Consider the following 22,011-nt stretch of genomic DNA (forward strand, 5'->3'; position numbering starts at 1 on the left):
CTCCACACTGCGGGGCGATGTGCCCGAATGCAGAGTCAGATGGGGACTACAAAGGCGGGGTTCAAGTCCTGCGCCGAGCGGTGAACGCGCTTTTCGCACACCGCCTGTCGGCGCAGGGCTCGATTCTTCCTGGGGATCAGCGGGTCTGGCGCTGCTGTAACAGTAGATTGCTGAAGCCGTTGCCGGCCAGTTGCTTCTGCGCGGCCGAGGCCTTGGTGCGGTCGCCATAGGGGCCGACCATCACCCGGTACCAGGTTTCGTCGCGCACGGTGCCGGATTCCACGCGGGCGTTCTGGCCCATCATGATGATCTGTGCGCGCAGGTGGTCGGCGTCGGACTGCTTACGGAACGAGCCGGCCTGCAGGTAGTACTGGGTGGCGGCCACGGCCGGCGGCGGCGTGGGCTTGGCCGGTGCGGTCGGGGTTGCCGGGGGCTGCGCCTGCTTCTGTGCCGTAGCCGTCGGGGTGGTGGCGGCAGCGGTAGCCGGGGTTGCCGGAGTAGCGGCGGGCTTGACCACCGCGGGCGGCGGCGGATTCTGTCCGCTCAGGGCGGCCAGGGCGCGCTGGGTGTCGATCTTCTCGGCTTCTTCCTTGGTGGCGACCACGGTCGGCGGTTGCGGCGGTTGCGCAGGCTTGGCCGGCGGCGGTACGGCCTCCGGCGGTACCGCAACTTCCGAGCCTGGCAGCAGGGTGTAGAAGTCGTACTTGGGCTTCACCCCGGTCGGCGCGCCGGACTGTTGCTGCTGCACGGTGCCCGACGGCTTGTTGGAGCCCACGACGGCCTTGGGCGCCTCGGGCTTCTCGCGTTTGACGTCGTTGCGACCCGGCTCCAGTTTCATCAGGAACATGATGAAGCCGCCGATGGCCAGGCCGGCGACCAGCCAGACCCAGCCGGGGACCGAACTCTTCTTGGCCGGGGCCTGGTAGCGGCTGGCGCCGCGCTTGGGAGCGGGTTTCTTCTTCGCCATGGGTGCTTACATGCGCTCCAGGGTTTCCAGGCCCAGCAGCTCCAGGCCCTGCTTGAGGGTACGGCCGGTCAGCGCGGCAAGGCGCAGGCGGCTTTCCTGTTGCGCCGGGTCTTCGGCGGTGAGGATCGGGCAGTGTTCGTAGAAGCTGGAGAACAGGCCGGCCAGCTCGTACAGGTAGGCGCAGAGGATGTGCGGCACACCCTTGATCGCCACGTTGTTGAGCAGGTCAGTGAACTGCGCCAGCTGCGCGGCCAGGGCGATTTCCTGGGGTTGCTCGAGGACGATCTTGCCGCCCACTTCGTCATAGCCCTTGCCCAGCTTGCGGAAGATGCTCGCCACGCGGGTGTACGCATACAGCAGGTACGGCGCGGTGTTGCCTTCGAAGCTCAGCATCAGGTCGAAGTTGAAGCTGTAGTCGCTGGTGCGGTGCTTGGACAGGTCGGCGTACTTCACCGCGCCGATGCCGACGGCATGGGCGATCTGGCGCAGGTCCTGCTCGCTGAAGTCGGGATTCTTGCCCTTCACCAGGGTGTAGGCGCGCTCCTCGGCCTCGATCAGCAGGTCGATCAGCTTCACGGTGCCGCCGTCGCGGGTCTTGAACGGCTTGCCGTCGGCGCCGTTCATGGTGCCGAAGCCCATGTGCTCCAGCTCCATGCTGGCGGGGACGAATCCGGCGCGGCGAGCCACTTCGAACACCTGCTGGAAGTGCAGGGCCTGGCGCTGGTCGACGAAGTACAGCACGCGGTCGGCGTGCAGCACCTTGTGGCGGTAGCGCATGGCGGCGAGGTCGGTGGTGGCGTAGAGGTAACCGCCGCCGGCCTTCTGCACGATCACCGGCAGCGGCTCGCCTTCGGCATTCTTGAACTCGTCGAGGAACACGCACAGGGCGCCGTCGCTCTCGACCAGCAGGCCCTTGGCGGTGAGGTCGGCGACCACGTTGGCCAGGTCGTCGTTGTAGGCGCTCTCGCCCTTCACGTCGGCCATGGTCAGCTTCACGCCCAGCAGGTCGTAGACCTTCTGGCAGTGGGACAGGGAGATGTCGTTGAAGCGGGTCCACAGGGCGATGCACTTGGGATCGTTGGCCTGCAGCTTCACCACCAGCTCACGGGCGCGGTCGGCGAACTCGGGGGACTCGTCGAAGCGCTTCTTGGCGGCGCGGTAGAAGACTTCCAGGTCGTGCAGTTCGGCCTGGGCGTCCACCGGTTGTTCCTCCAGGTAGGCCAGCAGCATGCCGAACTGGGTGCCCCAGTCGCCCACGTGGTTCTGGCGGATCACGGTGTCGCCGAGGAATTCCAGCACGCGGCTGACGGCGTCGCCGATGATGGTCGAGCGCAGGTGGCCAACGTGCATTTCCTTCGCCAGGTTCGGCGAGGACAGGTCGACCACCACGCGCTGCGCGGCACCGGCCTTGCGCACGCCGATGTGGTCATCGGCCAGGGCCTTGTCGAGGCTGGCGGCGAGCCAGGCCTGGTCCTGGAAGAAGTTCAGGAAACCGGGGCCGGCGATCTCGACCTTGGCCACTTCCGGGCTCTGCGGCAGCGCCTCGACCAGCTTGGTGGCGAGGTCGCGCGGCTTCATGCCGGCCGGCTTGGCCAGCATCATGGCGATGTTGCTGGCGAAGTCCCCGTGGGTTCGGTCCTTGGTGTTCTCCACCTGGATGTCGGGCGTCAGGCCGGCCGGCAGGGTGCCGTCTTCGGTGAGGCTGACAAGGGCTTGCTGGATCAGGTGGCGAATCGTGTCTTTCATGGTTTTCTCCGTGCTCGCGTGCATCCGGCGCGCGCGACCGGTTATCGGGCTCAGAACCGCGCATTATCCGTGGCTGGGCATGGCTTGCCAACCGCGGCGCACTCCTTGCTCAGTCTCGCCGCTGTGCCGTCCGTCGCGGCTGATGGAAGTCAATGTAGGACGGATGCGCAAGGCCGGGTGGTTTCTTGGGAAGAGATCGTCCGGGCGAGTCGTCAGAAAAGGTCGATCGGGTCGACGTCCAGAGACCAGCGCACCTGGCGCCCACTGGGCATGCCTTCGAGCGTCTGCAGCCAGGGTGTGAGCAGTCGGTGCAGCGGCGCGCGGGCGGAGCTCATCAGCAGCAGTTGGGCGCGGTAGCGGCCGGCGCGGCGTTCCATGGGCGCCGGCACCGGGCCGAGAAGCTCCACGTCGCTGCCCAGCGTGGCCTGCAAGCGCTCCGCTTCGGCGCAGGCCTCATCGAGGAAACCCTCGGCCTGCCCCGGCTTGTGCGCCTCGGCGCGCAGCAGCGCCAGGTGCGCGAAGGGCGGCAGGCCGGCGGCGCGGCGTTCGGCCAGGGCCTGGTCGGCGAAGGCGAAGTAGCCCTGTTCGGTGAGCTGCACCAGCAGCGGGTGGTCGGCCAGGTGGGTCTGGATCAGCACGCGGCCCGGTTCCTCGGCGCGCCCGGCGCGGCCGGCGACCTGGACGATCTGCTGGGCCATGCGTTCGCTGGCGCGGAAGTCGGCGGAGAACAGCCCGCCGTCGGCATCGAGGATCGCCACCAGGGTGACGCGCGGGAAGTGGTGCCCCTTGGCGAGCATCTGGGTGCCCACCAGGATGCACGGCTCGCCTTTATTGATAGTGGCGAACAGGTCGCGCATGGCGTGCTTGCGCGAAGTGCTGTCGCGGTCGATGCGCAGCACGGGATAGTCGGGGAAGAGGATGCGCAGGCGCTCCTCGGCGCGCTCGGTGCCGGCGCCCACCGGGCGCAGGTCCACGGTGCCGCATTTGGGGCAGTTACGCGGTGGCCGCTCGCGGTGGTCGCAGTGGTGACAGCGCAGTTCGCCGCTGCCCTGGTGCACGGTCATCCGTGCATCGCAGCGCGGGCACTGGCTGATCCAACCACAGTCGTGGCACAGCAGGGTCGGGGCGAAGCCGCGGCGGTTCAGGTAGACCAGCACCTGTTGGCCGGCGGCCAGGGTTTCCTTGATCGAACGCTGCAGCGGCATGGAAATGCCCGAATCCAGCGGCAGGCTCTTCACGTCCAGACGCTGGAACTTTGGCTGGTGCGCGCCGCCGGCCCGCTGGGTCAGGCGCAGCAGGCCGTAGCGGCCGCTCTGGGCGTTGTGCAGGCTTTCCAGGGCGGGCGTGGCCGAGCCCAGCAGGATCGGCACGTTCTCCAGCCGCGCGCGCACCATGGCCAGGTCGCGGGCGTGGTAGCGCAGGCCTTCCTGCTGCTTATAGGAAGCGTCGTGTTCCTCGTCGATGATGATCAGCCCCGGATTCTTCAGCGGGGTGAACAGCGCCGAGCGGGTGCCGATGATGATGTCCGCCTCGCCGTCGCGGGCGGCGAGCCAGGCGTCGAGGCGCTCGCGATCGGTCAGCGCCGAATGCAGCAGGGCGATGCGTGCGTTGAAGCGGCGCTCGAAGCGCGAGAGGGTCTGCGGGCCGAGGTTGATCTCGGGGATCAGCACCAGCGCCTGCTTGCCGGCCTCCAGGGTTTCGCGGATCAGCTGCAGGTAGACCTCGGTCTTGCCGCTGCCGGTGACACCAGCGAGCAGGAAGCTGTGGAAGCCGCCGAAGCCGGCGCGCACGGATTCGAAGGCGGCGCGCTGCTCGGCATTGAGCGGCAGCTCGGCTTGCGCGAGCCACGGGCCGTGGTGCGGCGGCACGCTGTGGACGCGCACCTCCAGCGAGACCAGCCCCTTTTCCTGCAACAGGTCGAGGCTGTCCTTGTTGATCTGCAACTGGCTGAGCAGTTCGTGGGCGACGCCGTGGGGGTGCTGCTTGAGAACCTTCAGCGTCTCGCGCTGGCGCGGCGCGCGGGCGAGGCGCGGGTCATCCTCGCGGGCGCCGGGTTCGGCATGCCAGAAGCGCTGCTGGCGTGCCTCGGCGGGGTCGCCCTGGCGCAGCAGGTTGGGCAGCGCCCAGGAAAGGGTGTCGCCCAGGCTGTGCTGGTAGTACTGCGCGGTCCAGCGGCACAGCTCCAGCAGGTGCGCCGGCATTGGCGGCTCGCGGTCGAGCACGGCCAGGGCGGGGCGCAGCTTGTCCGACGGGACGTCGGAAGTTTCCACCTTGTCCACCAGCACGCCGACCATCTCGCGGCGACCGAACGGTACGCGCAGCCGCACGCCAGGCTGCAGGCGCGACACATCGACGCCGCGCGGGGGCAGGTAGTCGAACAGGCGGCGCAGCGGCGAGGGCAGGGCGAGGCGTAGAATCGAGGGTGAGGGCACGCGGCGGATTCCGGAGCGGCGGGGAGCGGCGATCTTAGCACCCGGTGACCATCGGTCGAGGCTTGACTTGCGTGGAAAAACAGCTCTGGTATGATCCACGCCCTTAATTTGTGCGGTGCCCGGTAAAGATCCCGCCTGCGGTCCTCGATGACCGTGGCTCGGCTTCTGACAGAGACTGGGTGGCGGCACACCAACCAGAGAGAAGACATCATGAAACCGGAAATCCATCCCGCTTACGAAGAAATCGAAGCTACCTGCAGCTGCGGCAACGTGATCAAGACCCGTTCGACCCTGTGCAAGAGCATCCACCTGGACGTCTGCTCCGAGTGCCACCCGTTCTACACCGGTAAGCAGAAAGTCGTCGACACCGGCGGCCGTATCGATCGCTTCAACCAGCGTTTCGCCATGTTCGGTGGCAAGAAGTAAGATCGATTTCCGGGAAAGGCCCTCGATGGTTTTTCACGGTATCTCGAAAAAGGCGTCCCTCGTGGGCGCCTTTTTTATGGCCGTCTGCTTTGCGGCGGATGCGGCTGCCGCTGCATGCCCGAAGCCTGAGTCGCCCGAAACGGTGCGCGTGGCGCGGGTGGTGGATGGCGACACCCTGAAGCTCGCCGATGGCCGCAGCGTGCGCCTGATCGGCGTGAACGCCCCGGAGCTGGCCCATCGTGGTCGTCCGGAAGAGCCCTTCGCCGTCGCCGCGCAGCGCCGCTTGCAGGAACTGGTGGCGGCCAACAATGGCGAGGTTGGCCTGGTTGCCGGCCGCCAGGGTAAGGACAAGTACGGCCGCGCCCTGGCCCACGCCTATGATTCCCGCGGCGACAACCTCGAATCCCGCCTGCTCGCCGAAGGCCTGGGCTACCTTGTAGCTATTGCGCCCAACACCGACCTCACCGCCTGCCAGCAGCGCGCCGAGCGCGAGGCGCGCAGCGCCGGGCTGGGGTTGTGGAAGCGCACGCCGGTGCAGACCGCGCAGCAACTTCACGACAGCGGCTTTGCCGTGGTTCGCGGTCGCGTCGAACAGGTGCAACGTAACGGCGGTGGCCTGTGGATCGATCTCGATGGCCCGCTGGTGCTGCGCATCGATCCACGGCTGCTGAAGAGCTTCGACAGTGCAACCCTGCGTGACCTGCGCGGTCGACAGGTGGAAGCGCGCGGCTGGGTGATCGACCGGTCCGAGCGCGGTGCAATCAAACCAGGACAGGCACGCTGGATGCTGCCTTTGACCGACCCGGCGATGATGGAGGTATTGCCATGAGCGTGCGCTCGTTCGGAATCCTTGCCCTGCTGGCGCTGATGAGCGTCGTGGCGGGCTGCGCGGTCAACCCGGCCACCGGCAAGACCGACTTCGTGATGATGAGCGAGCAGGAGGAGCTCGGCCTGGGGCAGAAGTACAGCCAGGAAATCCTCAAGCAGTACCCGCGCTACGAGGACGAGAAGCTGCAGGCCTATGTGCAGCAGGTCGGCGAACGGGTCGCCCGCGCCGGCGACCGGCCCAACCTGCAATACCACTTCACCGTCATCGATACCCCGGACATCAACGCCTTCGCCCTGCCCGGCGGTTATGTCTACATCCATCGCGGCCTGATGGCCTACCTGGGCTCGGAAGCGGAGCTGGCCGCGGTGCTCGGCCACGAAGTCGGCCACGTCACCGCCCGCCACAGCGTGCGCCAGCAGAGCCAGTCCAGCGCCTGGAACATTCTCGGACAGGCCGTGGCCATCGGCACCGGGGTTGGTGCTGCCGCCGACCTCACCAACGTGCTGGGCACCGCCTTTGTGCGCGGCTACGGCCGCGACATGGAGCTGGAAGCCGACGGCCTGGGCGCCAAGTACCTGGCCCGCGCCGGCTACGACCCCACCGCGATGATCCAGGTGGTGCGGGTACTGAAGAACCAGGAAGACTTCGCCCGCGACGAGGCCAGGCGCAAGGGCCAGGCCACCCAGCCGGTGGGCTACCACGGCCTGTTCGACACCCACCCGGACAACGATCAGCGCCTGAAACAGGTGGTCGGTCCGGCCCAGGCCCTGGCCGGCAACAGCCAGCACGAAGTTGGCGCCGAACGCTATCTGAAGGCCATCGATGGCATGCCCTTCGGCGACTCCGCCTCCAGTGGCGTGCGCCGCGGGCAGAGCTTCTACCACTCCGAGCTGGACTTCACCCTGACCTACCCGGCGGGCTGGGGCATCCTCAACCAGCCGACCGCCCTGGTGGGCTTCACCGCCGACCAGCAGGCCTACATCGGCATGAAGCTGGTGCAGCGCGATGGCCAGTTGACGCCGGCGGAGTTCCTGCGCAAGGGCGCGGGCGGCCGCCTGGCGGGGGAGGAGAGTTTCCAGCAGGCCGGCCTGGACGTCGCCACCGGCGTGGTGCCCGGCTCGCCGGCGCGCCGTGTCGCGGTGATCTACCAGAAGGACCGCGCCTACCTGTTCGTGGGTGCGGTCAAAGGCCGCGCCTCCCTGGAGAGCGTGGATGACCAGTTCCTGCAGGTGATCCGCAGCTTCCGGCCGCTGCGCGCGGACGAGAAGAAACTGGCGCAACCGCGCCGGATCGCCGTCGTTCAGGTCAAATCCGGGCAGACTGTCGAGGAGTTTGCGAAAGCGGGGCCGGGTCTGGAAACTGACTCGATAAATCGTATACGCTTATTGAATGACTTGTATCCAATCGGCCAGCCAAAATCTGGAGATTGGCTGAAGGTCGTACGCTAGAGGTCTTGACAGCAGGGGCTTGGGCTACCTTGGCAGGTGCGGGCTTTCTGCGTATGCTCGGACCCCCGTCTGTCCAACAAGTAACAAAAGCGGAAGTGCCCAAATGTCTGATCTCAAGACCGCTGCCCTCGAATATCACGCCCAACCCCGCCCCGGTAAACTGAGTGTCGAGCTGACCAAGCCGACCGCCACCGCCCGCGACCTGTCGCTGGCGTACAGCCCGGGTGTTGCCGAGCCGGTGCGCGAAATCGCGCGTGATCCGGAACTGGCCTTCAAGTACACCGGCAAGGGCAACCTGGTCGCGGTCATTTCCGACGGCACCGCCATCCTCGGCCTGGGCAACCTCGGCCCGCTGGCCTCCAAGCCGGTCATGGAAGGCAAAGGCGTGCTGTTCAAGCGCTTCGCCGGTGTCGACGTGTTCGACATCGAAGTCGACGCCGAAAGCCCGCAGGCCTTCATCGATACCGTCAAGCGCATCTCCATCACCTTTGGTGGCATCAACCTGGAAGACATCAAGGCACCCGAGTGCTTCGAGATCGAGCGCGCGCTGATCGAACAGTGCGACATCCCGGTGTTCCACGATGACCAGCACGGCACCGCCATCGTGACCGCCGCCGGCATGCTCAACGCCCTGGAAATCGCCGGCAAGAAGCTGGAGTCCGCGAAGATCGTCTGCCTGGGCGCCGGCGCTGCCGCCATCTCCTGCATGAAGCTGCTGGTGAGCATGGGCGCCAAGGTCGAGAACATCTACATGATCGACCGCCAGGGCGTGATCCACGCTGGCCGTAACGACCTGAACCAGTACAAGGCCGTGTTCGCCACCGAGACCGACAAGCGCACTCTGTCCGACGCCCTGGATGGCGCCGACGTGTTCGTCGGCCTGTCCGGCGCCAACCTGCTGAGCGCTGAAGACCTCAGCCGCATGGCACCCAACCCGATCGTCTTCGCCTGCTCCAACCCGGACCCGGAAATCAAGCCGGAACTGGCCCACGCCACCCGCAATGACGTGATCATGGCCACCGGCCGTTCGGACTACCCGAACCAGGTGAACAACGTGCTGGGCTTCCCCTTCATCTTCCGCGGTGCCCTGGACGTACGCGCCACCCGCATCAACGAAGAGATGAAGATCGCCGCCGCCCTGGCCCTGCGTGACCTGGCCAAGCAGCCGGTACCCAAGGACGTGTGCGACGCCTACGGCGTGAGCGCCCTGGAGTTCGGCCGCGAGTACATCATTCCGAAGCCGATGGACAAGCGCCTGATCACCGTTGTTTCCGACGCCGTGGCCAAGGCCGCCATCGAGACCGGCGTGGCGACCCTGCCGTATCCGAAGCACTACCCGCTGAAGTCCGTCGAAGACGTCTTCAACGGCTGATTCGCAACGGCTCACGAGAAACCCCGCTTCGGCGGGGTTTTTCGTTTCTGGCGGGAGGCCGGGCCCGGAGGGCTATGCTTTAGGGAAGGGCGTCGTCCATTCACTCGCTGCGGCGCCCGCCGGCTGCGGCCGGGAGGCGCCATGTTGAGGCTGCTCCGTCGACTCGCCTGTTTCCTGCTGCTTGGCGCGGGCGGGACGCTGGCGGCTCCCACGGCGGTGGTGCTGGATGTGGACGGCGCCATCGGGCCGGCGACCGCCGACTACGTGGTGCGCGGCATCAGTCGTGCCGCCGACGAGGGCGCGGCGCTGGTGGTGCTGCGCATGGATACCCCCGGCGGGCTGGACAGTGCGATGCGCAGCATCGTCAAGGCGATCCTGGTCAGCCCGGTGCCGGTGGCCGGCTATGTCGCCCCCGGCGGCGCACGAGCGGCCAGTGCCGGGACCTACATCCTCTACGCCTGCCACATCGCGGCGATGGCGCCGGGTACCAACCTGGGTGCCGCGACGCCGATAGCGATCGGCATGCCCGACCCTGAACGCTCGCAGGACAAGGGCGCCGCCAAGCCCGACGACAACCGCAGCACCCTCGAACGCAAGCAGATCAACGATGCCTCGGCCTATATCCGTGGCCTGGCGCAACTGCGCGGACGCAACGCGGAGTGGGCCGAGCGCGCGGTGCGCGAGGCGGTCAGCCTGGCGGCCGACGAGGCGCTGAAGGAGAAGGTGGTGGATGTGGTGGCGCCGGACATTCCGATGCTGCTGACCATGATCGACGGCCGCAGCGTCAGCGTCGAAGGTCACGACCTGCGCCTGCATGTGGCTGGCGCGGCGCTGGTGCAGCGTGAGGCGGACTGGCGGACCAGGCTGCTGGCGGTGATCACCGATCCCAGCGTGGCGCTGATCCTGATGATGATCGGCATCTATGGGCTGATCTTCGAGTTCGCCAATCCCGGCATGACGCTGCCCGGCGTGCTGGGGGCGATCTGCCTGCTGCTGGGGCTGTATGCGCTGCAGATGTTGCCGGTGAGCTATGCCGGGGCGGCGCTGATCCTGCTTGGCCTGGCCTTCATGGTCGGCGAAGCCTTCATGCCCAGCTTCGGCGCCCTCGGGCTGGGCGGCATTGCCGCGTTCGTGGTCGGCGCGTTGATCCTGGTCGACACCGAAGCTCCCGGCTTCGGCATTCCCCTGGGGCTGGTGGTGGCGTTGGCGACTGTCAGCGCGCTGTTCATCGCCGGTGTCCTCAGTGTTGCGCTCAAGGCGCGCCGCCGCGCCGTGGTCAGCGGTCCGGCGGGCCTGGTGGGGAGCCTGGCGACCATCCAGTGGGTGGCCGATGACGATCCTTGCGCCGGCTGGGTAGTGCTGCAGGGCGAGCAATGGCAGGTCCACGCCAACCGGCCGCTGCACAGTGGCCAGCGGGTGCGGGTGATGGCGCGTAACGGCCTGAGCCTGGAAGTGGCGGCCAACGACGATTCAGGAGGTGTGTGATGGGTTTTCCCTTCGGGCTCTTGGTGGCGCTGATCCTGCTGCTGTTCCTGGTGCTCAGCGCGCTGCGAATCCTGCGTGAATACGAGCGTGGGGTGGTGTTCCAGCTCGGCCGCTTCTGGAAGGTGAAGGGACCGGGGCTGGTGCTGGTGATACCGGTGGTGCAGCAGATGGTCCGGGTCGACCTGCGCACGGTGGTGCTCGACGTGCCGCCGCAGGACGTGATCTCCCGCGACAACGTCTCGGTGAAGGTCAACGCGGTGGTGTACTTCCGCGTGCTCGACCCGCAGAAGGCGATCATCCAGGTGGAGAACTTCCTCGCCGCCACCAGCCAGCTGGCGCAGACCACCCTGCGCGCGGTGCTGGGCAAGCACGAGCTGGACGAGATGCTGGCCGAGCGCGAGCGGCTCAACATGGACATCCAGAAGGTCCTCGATGCGCAGACCGACGCCTGGGGCATCAAGGTCGCCAACGTCGAGATCAAGCACGTCGACCTCAACGAGTCGATGATCCGCGCCATTGCGCGCCAGGCCGAGGCGGAGCGGGAGCGGCGGGCCAAGGTCATCCATGCCGAGGGCGAGTTGCAGGCGTCCGAGAAGCTGATGCAGGCCGCCGAGATGCTCAGCCGCCAGTCCGGGGCCATGCAGTTGCGCTACATGCAGACGCTGGGCTCGATCGCCGGCGACAAGAACTCCACCATCGTCTTCCCCATGCCCATCGAGTTGCTCAAGGGCCTGCTGGAGCCCGGCGGCAAGTCTACCAAGCCTGACTGAAGGCAAATTCCTTCGGATAGTCAGCGTCTATAGTTCCAGGCTCATGCATTGATGCGTCCATTCCAGGACGAAGTGGGCGCCCTGGGGGAAATGATGAAACCTACCTTGCTGACGGCCCTGACGCTGGCCGTTACCACTGGCCTGCTCGGTTGCGCAGGCGCACCTCAGATGAGCTGGTCGCGAGTGGGCGATTCCGCCCAGCGCGCGGCGGTCAGCCCGGATGTCTGGGCGCCGGTGGCCGGCGCGGCGGTGATCGCCGCCGGTAACTGGGACCACAAATGGCAACGCTCGGCGAGCGATCACGACTGGTTCTTCGGTGGCGATGCCAACCAGGCCGCCGACCGCATGCTCAATCTTGCCACCGGGTTGAGCGTGGCCACTGCCCTGGTCGCTGCGCCGAAAGAGGCGGACACCGAGGAGAAATGGAGCTGGCGCGGGCGCAACCTGGCCCTGCTGGCGGCGGATCGCTACGCCGTGACCGGATTCGTCGAGGAGGCCAAGGAGTGGTCCGGGCGCGAGCGTCCCGATGGCGTTCCCGACGACTCCTTCCCGTCCAAGCACACTGCCGTCACCGCCGTGCACACCAGCTTCACCCGACGCAACCTGGACTACATCGACATGGACCCGACCCTGCGCTACACCGCCAAGGCCGGGCTCTACACGCTCGATGGGCTGACCGCGCTGGCGCGGGTCGAGGGCGACAAGCACTACCCCACGGACGTGCTGGTGGGCATGGCGGTGGGCAACTTCTTCGCCAACTTCACCTACAACCTGTTCCTCGAAGGGCCCGAGCGCGACCGCTACAACCTGACAGTGGTCCCCGAGACCGGCGGTGGCATGAGCCTGCGCGCGGCGATGCTGTTCTGATCGGGTTGGCGTAGCGGCGGGGGCTGCGGCTAGTCTTGCCTGATTCTTTCCCTGAATGAGTGCATCGATGCCGCGGCGCCTGCTGTTGTTGCTGTTATGTCTGATCAGTGTCGCGCCGCGTGCCGATGAAGTGCTGCGTATGGCAGCGGATCGCTGGCCACCCTACGCCGACGTCCGCCTGCCGGGTGGCGGCGTGGCGGTGCACCTGGTGCGCGCGGCCTTGCAGCGCGCCGGCTACGCCAGCGAATACGTCGAGGTGCCCTGGCCGCGCGTGCTGCACGGCGTGCGTGGCGGCGAGTACGACCTGGTGGTGGACGCCTGGTACAGCGCCGACCGCGAGACCTTCGGCGAATACTCAGAGGCCTACCTGACCAACCGCGTGCGCCTGCTCAAGCGCCGTGGCTCGCCCATTACCTTCGCGCACCTCGCCGACCTTCATCCGTACCGGATTGCCGTGGTGCGGGGCTACAGCTATTCCCCCGAGTTCGACCGCGACGCGCAGTTGCAGCGGGTGCCGGTGCTCAGCTTCGCCAACGCCGCGCTGATGTTGCAGGCCGGGCGGGTGGACCTGACGCTGGAGGACGAGGTCACTGCCCGCCACCAGTTCGCTGGAGAGCTGCTGGCGATCCGGGACCAGCTGGAGTTCCTGCCGGTGCCGCTGGCGGAGAAGGGGCTGCATATCCTGGTCAGCCTGCACAATCCCAAGCATGCGCAGATCGTGGCGGCGTTCAACGAGGCCATTCGTGCGATGCGCGCCGACGGCAGTTATGACGCGCTGATGCGGGAGCATGGGTTGTAGGTCAGCCGCGAATCCGTTCGCGAGCAAGCTCGCTCCTACAGGGAAGGACGCGTGCTCAGGCCGCCTCGGCCTGCTCCGCGCCAATATCCTTCTTCAGCAGATGTGCCGCCAGGGTGCGCAGGGGCGTGAGCTGCCGGCAGATCAGCGCCAGCTGGGTCTGCACCAGGCGATGCGCGTCGTCCTCCTCCTCGGGCAGCTCCTCCAGGCGCTTGGCCAGCGCATCTTCCTCGTCGCTGTAGATCGCCACCGGGCGCCGCTCGCTGAGGCGCGTGGCGATGTCGTCGAGGCTGGCGGTGAGGCGTTCGGCGGCTTCGCCGATCAGGGTGTCGCTCGGCGCCGGCGGCAGGCGGTCGCGGTGCGCGCCGAGGGCGGAAAGGTAGCTGAGCAGTGTGTGGGAGAGCACCAGGAAGCGGAAGCCGATCTCGGCGTCCTTCCGGAAGTGGCCAGGCTCCAGCAGCATGTTCGACAGCGTGGTGGAAAGCGTGGCGTCGGCGTTGTGCGCGTTGCGTCGGGCGGTGCGATAGGCGAGGTCGTCGCGCTTGCCGTTGGCGTACTGCTGCATGATCTCGCGCAGGTAACGGCTGTTGCAGGCCAGGGTGCCGCCGACCAGGCGGTGCAGGCTGCGGCCGTGCCAGTCGGGCAGGACCAGGAGCACCGCCGCGCCGGCGATCAGCGCGCCGAGCAGGGTATCGAACAGGCGCGGCAGGATCAGCCCGTAGCCGTCGCCCACCTGGTTGAAGCAGAACAGCACCAGCAGCGTGATCGCCGCCGTGGCCAGGGTGTAGCGGGTGCTTCGCGTGGCAAAGAAGGCAACCCCGGCAATCACCGCCAGCAGCGACTGGATCAGCGGGTTGGGGAACAGGTCGATCAGCGCCCAGCCGGCCACCAGGCCGATCAGCGTGCCGAAAATTCGCTGCACCAGGCGGATGCGCGTGGCGCCGTAGTTCGGCTGGCAGACGAACACGGTGGTCAGCATGATCCAGTAGCCCTGGGTCGGGTGGATCAGGTGCAGCACGCCGTAGCCGGCGGCCAGCGCCAATGACAGGCGCAAGGCGTGGCGGAACAGCAGCGAGGTCGGCGAGACCTGCAGGCGGATGCGCTCCAGCGCATCCTTGAACGAGCGTGGTGAGCGGTCCAGTAGGGTGCTGTCCTGCTCGTCGTCCAGTGCGTCGGGGTTGCTTGCGCCACTGAGCTTGCGGTCCAGCGTGGTGAGGTTGGCAGCCAGTGCGCCGAGCGAGCGCAGCAGTCCGCGCCAGGCCGGGTTGCCCTGCTGGCGCAGGTACTCCAGCGAGGCGTTGAGGTCGGCCAGGGCCAGTTCGCTGTCGTTGTAGTCGAACGGCTGGCGCAGCTGGATGGCTTTCGCCAGCGCCCTGCAGGCCTTGCCCTGCTGGTTGAGCAGGCGCTGGCAGCGGAACAGCACGTCGCTGTGGAAGAAGGCTTCTGCCAGCTGGTTGTACGGATAGTGCGAGGAGCTGGCGCGCTCGTGGACGTCCTGGGCGATGAAGTAGAGCTTCAGGTAACGGCTGATCTTCGGGCTCGGCCGGCCGTGGGAGAGGCGCGCGAGAATGGTTTCCTTGGCCTGGTTGAGCGCCACCACCACGCGGCCATTCTGCCGCGCCAGGGCCAGGCGCTGGGCCTCGACGTCGAGCTGGCGCAGCGGCTCCAGCAGGGTCGACTTGATCTTCAGGTACTGGCCCAGTTCGAGGAACAGCCGGGCCAGGCTCTGCTGCACCGGCTGGTTGGCGAACAGCGCGTTCCACAGCACCGACAGCAGGCCGTACCAGCCGGCGCCGATCACCAGCAGCGCCGGCTCGCGCCAGAAGTCGCTGGGCGTGCCGCCGCGCTGGTCGACCCCGATCATGGTGTAGATCGACAGGATCAGCGTGGCCGAGGCGATGGCTGCGTAGCGTTCGCCCAGGGCGCCGAGCAAGGTCATGGCGAAGGTCGAGAGCGCAAGGCCGGCGACGAAAATGAATGGGTAGGGGAACAGCAGCTCCACCGCCAGCGAGGCGATGCTGAAGCACGCCAGGGTCACCAGCAGCGCCTGCAGGCGGCCCAGCCAGTGATCGTCGGTTTCCGCCAGGGCGCTGGCGATGACCCCGAGGAACAACGGGATCACCAGCTCCGGCCGGCCCTGCAGCCAGCACACGAGCATGACCCCGCTGAGGGCGACGAACACCCGCAGGCTGTAGGCGAACTTGTCCAGCGCCCAGAGGCGCCGCAGGGACTGGAGCAGTGGGGAGGAGAACATGCGCGTGGGGGACTTCCGGGTGTCTGCGCTCAGACTAGCGGAACGTCTGCCGCGCTGCTATCGCGAGCGCGACACGCAACTGTCTTGGCTGCGCAGAGGGGCTTTTCGTAGGAGCGAGCTTGCTCGCGAACGGTGTTTGCCGGCGATACCGATGCCGTGCGGTTCGCGAGCAAGCTCGCTCCTACAGAAGAGCCACTCAGAGAATCCGCGCCTTGAACGAACGGCCCTTGATCTTGCCTTCGTTGAAGTGCTTCAGCGCCTGCCTGGCGACGTCGCGCTCCACGGCGACGAAGGCCTGGAAGTCGAAGATGGCGATCTTGCCGACCTGGGTACCTTTCAGGCCCGCGTCGCCGGTCAGCGCGCCGAGGATGTCGCCAGGGCGCAGCTTGTCCTTGCGCCCGCCGGCGATGGCCAGGGTGGTCATCGGCGGCAGCAGCGGGGCGTCGTTGGCCTTGAGGAAGTCGATGCGCTCCCAGTTCAGCGGCGCGCCCTGCAGGTCCTCGATGGCCTGGGCGCGGCTGGCCTCCGCGGGGGTGACCAGCGACAGCGCCAGGCCCTTCTCGCCGGCGCGGCCGCTACGGCCGATGCGGTGCACGTGGACCTGCGCATCGCGCGACAGTTCGACGTTGATCACCGCTTCCAGCGCGGCGATGTCCAGCCCGCGGGCGGCTACGTCGGTGGCCACCAGCACGCTGCAGCTGCGGTTGGCGAACATGGTCAGCACCTGGTCGCGCTCGCGCTGCTCCAGGTCGCCGTGCAGGGCCAGGGCGGAAATCTTGCGGGCGTTGAGCTGCTCCACCACTTCCATGCACTGCTGACGGGTATGACAAAAGGCCACGCAGGACTGCGGACGGAAATGCTGAAGCAGGCGTACGACGGCATCGAGACGCTGCTTAGGATCGATCTCGTAGAAGTGCTGTTCGATCTGGCTGTCGTCGTGCAGCGCTTCCACTTCCACGCGCTCGGGATTCTTCAGGAACTTGGCCGCCAGTTGCCCGATGCCTTCGGGGTAGGTGGCGGAGAACAGCAGGGTCTGACGGCGCGTCGGCAGCTGGCCGATGATGTCGGCGATGCTGTCGTAGAAGCCCATGTCGAGCATGCGGTCGGCTTCGTCCAGCACCAGGGTGTTCAGGCCGTCGAGTTTCAGGGTCTCGCGGCGCAGGTGCTCCTGCACCCGGCCCGGAGTGCCGACCACCACATGGGCGCCGTGTTCCAGCGAGCCGATCTGCGGGCCGAAGGGCACGCCGCCGCAGAGAGTCAGCACCTTGATGTTGTCGGCGGCGCGGGCCAGGCGGCGGATTTCCTTGGCCACCTGGTCGGCCAGTTCTCGGGTCGGGCACAGCACCAGCGCCTGGCAGCCGAAGTAGCGCGGATTCAGCGGACTGAGCAGGCCGATGCCGAAGGCGGCGGTCTTGCCGCTGCCGGTCTTGGCCTGGGCGATGAGGTCGCGGCCCTTGAGGATCGCAGGCAAGGCGGCGGCCTGGATCGGGGTCATCTCGCGGTAGCCGAGGGAATCGAGGTTGGCCAGCAGGTCGGCCGACAGGGAAAGGCTGGAGAATGCGGAGGTGGTCACGAAAGAGGCCCGGGTGAATCCATATGGCCGCGCAGTGTAGCAGGAGGGCGCCTTCCAGCGGGCCGGGATACCGGCGGTGCAAGGCTTTGCGGCCACTCGTCAGAAAACGCGCGACCGGGCACATATGGTTTTTTATACAGATTCGCTTTCCGCAGATTTTTGTCGTAGAGTGCCTGAACTGTGTTTGCATGGGTCGCCGTCGATCGTGACCTGATGCGGTCGGTTATTCCACCCCGTCCTGCTCGACTCCTTGTAACTCCTTGCAACTCAGTTCCTGGCCACTTGCGTGGCTAATTTCCAATTCGTTCCAAGGAGAACACCATGTCGAATCGTCAGAACGGCACCGTCAAGTGGTTCAACGAGACCAAAGGCTACGGCTTCATTACCCCGGAAAGCGGCCCGGACGTATTCGTTCACTTCCGCGCTATCGAAGGTAACGGCTTCAAGACCCTGGCCGAAGGCCAGAAGGTCAGCTTCGAAGTCGTGCAGGGCCAGAAAGGCATGCAGGCCGAGCGCGTTCAGGTGATCAACTAAGATCCCCTGGCGTCAGCCAAAGAACCCCGGGTGGAAACATCCGGGGTTTTTTATTGCCTAAAGCTGCCGTTATCCCTTCCGGAGTCTCCATCCATGTCGTCGCCTGTCCTCCGCCTGCTGGTCCTTGGTCTGTTTGCCTTTACCGGCACCTGCGCCATTGCGGCCGACGAGCCGGCTCAGCCCGTCCAGCCGGCCCAGCCCAGCACCTGGGGCTGGACCGAGACGATCAAGCTGATGCCCGAGGAAACCGCGCTCAAGGCCCGGCTGGATACCGGGGCGCAGACGTCCACGATGGACGCGCGCAACATCACCCGGATCAAGAAGAACAACGAGCGCTGGGTGCAGTACGACGTGATGGTCACCGACCCCGCGACCGGCAAGGAGCTGCGCCTGCCCTTCGAGCGCAAGATCGAGCGCGTCCTGAAGTTCCACTCCGCCAATGGCGTCGAGCGCAGCCCGGTGGTGCTGATGGACGTATGCCTGGGCAACAAGGTCTACCGTGAGCAGTTCTCCCTGCGCGACCGCCAGGCCCAGGAATTCCCGGTACTGCTCGGCCGCCGCAGCCTGGAGCACATGGGCACGGTGGACTCGTCCAAGACCCAGACTCTGGCGCCCAGCTGCAAGCCCTGATCAGTGCTCGTTGACGTCGTTTTCCGGGTCGACCCGGCGCGGCGTGGTGCGGCCGTCCTCTGAGTTGAGCTGGAAGAAGATCGCCGCCGCCAGCATCGACATCAGTCCGACGCTCAGATAGGTCGCGTGGAAGGCCGACAGCACGTCGCCCTGGGCGCTTTCCAGATCGCCATTGAAGCCCCCCAGCAGCGCCGCCGCACAGGCCACGCCCAGGCCGATGGACAGCTGCATCACCACCGAAAGCAGGCTGTTGCCGGCGCTGGCGTTGTCGTCGCGCAGGTCGATCAGGGTCAGGGTGTTCATCGCGGTGAACTGCAATGAGTTGATCCCGCCCAGCACCGCCAGCTGAACCAGCAGCAGCGGGTAGGAAACGTCCTGGTCCACCAGCCCGAGGCTGGCGATCATCGCCCCCAGCAGCAGCGTGTTGCCCACCAGCAGCCTGCGGTAGCCGAACAGCTCCAGCAGCGGCTTGGCCAGTGACTTGATGACCATGGCCGCCAGCGCCATCGGGATCATGGTCATGCCCGCCTTGGCCGGCGAATAGCCCAGCCCCACTTGCAACAGCAGCGGCGTGAGGAAGGGCAGGGAACCGCTGCCCAGGCGCGCAAACAGGTTGCCCAGCACGCCCACGGCGAAGGTGCGGGTCTGGAACAGCGCCGGCGGGAACAGCGGCGCTTCGATCTTCAGCGCGCGCAGCCAGTAGGCCGCCAGCAGTACCAGCCCTCCCACCAGCAGCAGGACCACGCGCACGTGGGGCATGTGCAGCTCGCCCAGGCCCTCCAGGGCGATGGTGATCAGCACCATGGCGCCGCCGAAGAGCAGGAAGCCGACGCTGTCGAAGCGCGTGGCGCGCACGCCGCGCAGGTCCGGCATCAGGCGCAGGGCGACGAGGAAGCCGACCAGCCCCACCGGCAGGTTGATCAGGAAGATCCAGTGCCAGCTGGCGTATTCCACCAGCCAGCCGCCCATGGTCGGGCCGGCCAGCGGGCCGAGCAGGCCGGGGATGGTGACGAAGCTGAGAATCCGCACCAGTTCGCTGCGCGGGTAGACCCGCAGGATCACCAGGCGCCCCACCGGCATCATCAGCGCCCCGCCGATACCCTGTACCACCCGCGCGCCGACCAGGGTGCCGAGGGTCGGTGAGAGCGCGCAGAGCAGCGAGCCGAGGCTGAACAGGAAGATCGCGAAGAGGAATACCCGGCGCGTGCCGAAGCGGTCGGAAATCCACCCGGAGGAGGGGATCAGCAACGCTACCGTGAGCAGGTAGGCGATTACCACGCCCTGCATGCGCAGCGGGTCTTCGTTGAGCGAACGGGCCATGCTCGGCAGTGCGGTGTTGAGGATGGTGCCGTCCAGGGCCTGCATGAAGAAGGCGATGGCCACCAGCCAGGGCAGCAGGCGGGCCACGCGGGGCGTCAGGGTGAAGGGTTCGCTCATGGTCGATCCATCGGTCAGGAATGGCTCTAGCTTAGGGAATCTTGGCGCGACTGGGGAAATCCACGTGCGGATCGCCGCCGGCGGTTCGCAACGCGCTCCAGTGGATCAGCTTCCCCACTCCGGAACCGCTGTGCTAGACCTTTACCGGTCACTTTTTTCCGCGCTTGCGATGGCGTGCCGGGTTTCGCCGCAAACGCCTGGCATGGCGGAACGATGTCACCCCCGGCCGGTCGATATGGCGTCCGGTCGCTTGCCGGAATTCCCAGAGGAGACAGCGATGTCCGTCAAACCCCGAATCACCCTCGCCCTGGCCACTGTGCTGGCGGCATCTTCCGCATTTGCCTTCAACCTCGGCGACGCCGCCAAGGCGGTGTCCGGTGCCACCGGCGGGAGCGCCGCCCAGGTCGCCACCACGCCGCAGACCAGCGGCCTGCTCGGCGCCCTGACCGGCCAGCTCGGGGTCAGCGACGAACAAGCCGTAGGCGGCACCGGGGCGTTGCTGGGGCTGGCCAAGAACAAGCTCAGCGGCGGCGACTACTCGCAGCTGCTCAAGGCCGTTCCCGGCCTCGACAAGCTGTCCGGCGCCAGTGCGCTGAGCGGTCTGGGCGGCCAGCTCGGCGGTACGGCGTCCAGCGGCATGCTGGGCAACGTCAGCAGCCTGGGCGATGTGAACAAGGCCTTCGGTGCGCTGGGCATGGACCAGAGCATGACCGGCAAGTTCGCCGGCGTGCTGCTGGACTACTTCGGCAAGCAGGGTGTGAACAGCCAGGTGCTGAGCAGCCTGAGCGGGCTGTGGGGCGCAGGCGCCTGAGTTAACGGGCCGCCGGACGGCGCGGAACCGCCGGCGGCCCGCTTTGTCATATCGACGACCCGGTCCCTGTTCGGGGCCGGGCATCCTCTCCGGAGCCGTCGATGTTCGCCAAATCCGCCGCTGTCCTGGCCGCCGCCTGGCTGGCCGTATCCCCCGTGTTCGCCGCCACCTTCACCGAGACCGCCGACCCGGCGCCCGCGGCTGAAGCGCCCGCGCAGACGGCCAACGCCCTGCTGGCCAACCTGACCCATCAACTGGGCGTTACCGAACAGCAGGCCATCGGCGGCACCGGCGCTTTGCTGGGGCTGGCGTTGAATACCTTGAAGGAAACCGACAGCACCCAGCTGCAGAAGGCCATGCCGAACGCACAGCAACTCGCCGGCAGCGGCTCCATGGGCGACCTGGGGGGAATGCTGGGTGGACTGGGCGGTGCTGCGGCACTGCTCGGCGGGATCAACAACCTGCAGGACGTCGACCAGATCTTCGGCGTGCTGGGCATGGACCAGTCGATGATCGGCCGCTTCGCCGGAGTGATCCTCGACTACTTCACCGAACAGGGCCTGAGCAGCCAGTTGCTCGGCACGCTCGGCGGCCTCTGGGGCATGCCCGCATCGCCAGCGCTGAAGGCTCCTGCGGTCAACGGACGCGGGGCATGAGCCCCGCTTCAGAATTCCTCGCGCAGCGCCTCGATGCGTGCGTCCTTCTCTTCCCACAGGCGTGATACCCAGGCCTGCACGTACTGGCGGAATTCCGGATCGTTCTCGTAATCGCCCTGCCACAGCGCAGGGTCGATCTCGCGCGCCTGGATATCCACGATCACCCGTGGCACGCGCCCGCACAGCAGGTCCCAGAAGCCCGGCCGCGGGCCCTTGGGGTAGACCAGGGTGACGTCCAGCAGGGTATCGAGCTGCTCGCCGAGGGCCGCTAGCACGAAGGCCACGCCCCCCGCCTTGGGCCGTAGCAGGTGCCTGTAGGGCGACTGCTGCTGGGCCTGCTTGGCCGGGGTGAAGCGGGTGCCTTCGAGGTAGTTCACCACGGTCACCGGCATGCGCTTGAACTTCTCGCAGGCGGCCCTGGTGATCTCCAGGTCCTTGCCCTTGAGCTCCGGGTGCTTCTCCAGGAAGGCCTTGCTGTAGCGCTTCATGAAGGGGTAGTCGAGCGCCCAGAAGGCCAGGCCGAGGAAGGGTACCCAGATCAGTTCCTTCTTCAGGAAGAACTTGAAGTAGGGCGTCTTGCGGTTGAACGCCTGCACCAGCGCCGGGATGTCGACCCAGGACTGGTGGTTGCTGATCACCAGATAGGAGGTGTCGCGGCGCAGGTCGTCGCCGCCGCGGATGTCCCAGACGGTCGGGGTCATCAGCGCGAAGATGGCCTTGTCGATCTCGGCCCAGGTCTCGGCGATCCACATCACCCCGCGCGAGCAGGCGTCCTTGGCTGCCTGGCCGGGGACCACCAGCTTGAGCAGGGCGATCAGCAGCATCGGGCCGATCAGGACCAGGGTGTTGAACAGCAACAGGAGGCTGGCGATGAGGCCGGCCAGTGTGTGCTTGGAGAGTGCCCGCATGGAGATCCGATTCCTTGTGCGACGATGGCGCGGCCATGATACGCAGACAATTCCCGTGGCCCAAGCGGGA

Annotated in this window: 19 protein-coding genes; 12 read left to right on the forward strand and 7 right to left on the reverse strand. The window is 66.9% G+C overall.

Annotated elements, in window-relative coordinates:
- Positions 1 to 136: 136 nt before the first annotated feature.
- The 3 genes from SD196_RS02165 to SD196_RS02175 form a co-directional block, all read right to left on the reverse strand.
- Positions 137 to 967: an SPOR domain-containing protein gene (locus SD196_RS02165; protein ID WP_331315728.1), complete on the reverse strand. Its 831-nt coding sequence runs from the start codon at positions 965 to 967 to the stop codon at positions 137 to 139.
- A 6-nt stretch (positions 968 to 973) separates the two neighbouring features.
- Positions 974 to 2,713, reverse strand: a complete 1,740-nt coding sequence (gene argS / locus SD196_RS02170) for an arginine--tRNA ligase (protein WP_343578140.1) — start codon at positions 2,711 to 2,713, stop codon at positions 974 to 976.
- Positions 2,714 to 2,925: 212 nt separating this feature from the next.
- Positions 2,926 to 5,145, reverse strand: coding sequence for a primosomal protein N' (locus tag SD196_RS02175; protein ID WP_275609842.1), 2,220 nt, complete (start codon positions 5,143 to 5,145; stop codon positions 2,926 to 2,928).
- Positions 5,146 to 5,355: 210 nt separating this feature from the next.
- Between SD196_RS02175 and rpmE the strand changes: the two genes are divergently transcribed.
- The 8 genes from rpmE to SD196_RS02215 all read left to right on the forward strand — a co-directional run bounded on the left by rpmE (position 5,356) and on the right by SD196_RS02215 (position 13,141).
- The gene (rpmE, locus tag SD196_RS02180; protein WP_090264577.1) at positions 5,356 to 5,571 is read left to right on the forward strand and encodes a 50S ribosomal protein L31; all 216 of its coding nucleotides are present in this window, start codon (positions 5,356 to 5,358) and stop codon (positions 5,569 to 5,571) included.
- 61 nt (positions 5,572 to 5,632) lie between these two features.
- Positions 5,633 to 6,400: a thermonuclease family protein gene (locus SD196_RS02185; RefSeq protein WP_416311014.1), complete on the forward strand. Its 768-nt coding sequence runs from the start codon at positions 5,633 to 5,635 to the stop codon at positions 6,398 to 6,400.
- Positions 6,401 to 6,438: 38 nt separating this feature from the next.
- A complete protein-coding gene (locus tag SD196_RS02190; RefSeq protein WP_275611869.1) occupies positions 6,439 to 7,848 on the forward strand; it encodes a M48 family metalloprotease in 1,410 nt (469 codons plus the stop codon).
- Between the two features lie 103 nt (positions 7,849 to 7,951).
- Complete coding sequence (locus SD196_RS02195; protein WP_275609844.1) at positions 7,952 to 9,220, forward strand: malic enzyme-like NAD(P)-binding protein; 1,269 nt, start codon at positions 7,952 to 7,954, stop codon at positions 9,218 to 9,220.
- A 141-nt stretch (positions 9,221 to 9,361) separates the two neighbouring features.
- Positions 9,362 to 10,705: a nodulation protein NfeD gene (locus tag SD196_RS02200; protein WP_343578141.1), complete on the forward strand. Its 1,344-nt coding sequence runs from the start codon at positions 9,362 to 9,364 to the stop codon at positions 10,703 to 10,705.
- Positions 10,705 to 11,475, forward strand: a complete 771-nt coding sequence (locus tag SD196_RS02205; RefSeq protein WP_416311015.1) for a slipin family protein — start codon at positions 10,705 to 10,707, stop codon at positions 11,473 to 11,475. The genes SD196_RS02200 and SD196_RS02205 overlap by 1 nt, the downstream gene beginning before the upstream one ends.
- Before the next feature lie 51 nt (positions 11,476 to 11,526).
- Positions 11,527 to 12,342, forward strand: coding sequence for a phosphatase PAP2 family protein (locus SD196_RS02210; protein ID WP_275609847.1), 816 nt, complete (start codon positions 11,527 to 11,529; stop codon positions 12,340 to 12,342).
- Between the two features lie 67 nt (positions 12,343 to 12,409).
- Positions 12,410 to 13,141, forward strand: coding sequence for a substrate-binding periplasmic protein (locus tag SD196_RS02215; protein WP_343578142.1), 732 nt, complete (start codon positions 12,410 to 12,412; stop codon positions 13,139 to 13,141).
- Between the two features lie 55 nt (positions 13,142 to 13,196).
- Here the strand turns inward: SD196_RS02215 and yccS are convergent, their stop codons facing one another.
- Both yccS and dbpA read right to left on the reverse strand, forming a co-directional pair.
- Entirely contained in the window at positions 13,197 to 15,392 is a 2,196-nt protein-coding gene (yccS, locus tag SD196_RS02220; RefSeq protein WP_343578143.1) for a YccS family putative transporter, read from the reverse strand.
- Positions 15,393 to 15,588: 196 nt separating this feature from the next.
- Positions 15,589 to 16,965 carry an ATP-dependent RNA helicase DbpA gene (gene dbpA, locus SD196_RS02225; RefSeq protein WP_343578144.1) on the reverse strand — a complete coding sequence of 459 codons (1,377 nt, stop codon included), beginning with the start codon at positions 16,963 to 16,965 and terminating at the stop codon, positions 15,589 to 15,591.
- A 321-nt stretch (positions 16,966 to 17,286) separates the two neighbouring features.
- Between dbpA and SD196_RS02230 the strand changes: the two genes are divergently transcribed.
- Entirely contained in the window at positions 17,287 to 17,499 is a 213-nt protein-coding gene (locus SD196_RS02230; RefSeq protein WP_015475193.1) for a cold-shock protein, read from the forward strand.
- Positions 17,500 to 17,592: 93 nt separating this feature from the next.
- Complete coding sequence (locus tag SD196_RS02235; RefSeq protein WP_275609851.1) at positions 17,593 to 18,129, forward strand: ATP-dependent zinc protease; 537 nt, start codon at positions 17,593 to 17,595, stop codon at positions 18,127 to 18,129.
- On the opposite strand, the gene mdtD is transcribed toward SD196_RS02235, so the two are convergent.
- On the reverse strand, positions 18,130 to 19,566 hold the full coding sequence (gene mdtD / locus SD196_RS02240; protein ID WP_275609852.1) for a multidrug transporter subunit MdtD: 1,437 nt from the start codon (positions 19,564 to 19,566) through the stop codon (positions 18,130 to 18,132).
- A gap of 277 nt (positions 19,567 to 19,843) precedes the next feature.
- Between mdtD and SD196_RS02245 the strand changes: the two genes are divergently transcribed.
- Together SD196_RS02245 and SD196_RS02250 are read left to right on the forward strand one after the other, a co-directional pair.
- On the forward strand, positions 19,844 to 20,377 hold the full coding sequence (locus SD196_RS02245) for a DUF2780 domain-containing protein (protein WP_343578145.1): 534 nt from the start codon (positions 19,844 to 19,846) through the stop codon (positions 20,375 to 20,377).
- Positions 20,378 to 20,478: 101 nt separating this feature from the next.
- Entirely contained in the window at positions 20,479 to 21,033 is a 555-nt protein-coding gene (locus tag SD196_RS02250; protein ID WP_343578146.1) for a DUF2780 domain-containing protein, read from the forward strand.
- Positions 21,034 to 21,041: 8 nt separating this feature from the next.
- Here the strand turns inward: SD196_RS02250 and SD196_RS02255 are convergent, their stop codons facing one another.
- On the reverse strand, positions 21,042 to 21,941 hold the full coding sequence (locus SD196_RS02255) for an acyltransferase (protein ID WP_343578147.1): 900 nt from the start codon (positions 21,939 to 21,941) through the stop codon (positions 21,042 to 21,044).
- Positions 21,942 to 22,011: the final 70 nt, after the last annotated feature.

It is taken from the genome of Pseudomonas macauensis, from assembly GCF_047902425.1.
Classification (GTDB): Bacteria; Pseudomonadota; Gammaproteobacteria; order Pseudomonadales; family Pseudomonadaceae; genus Pseudomonas.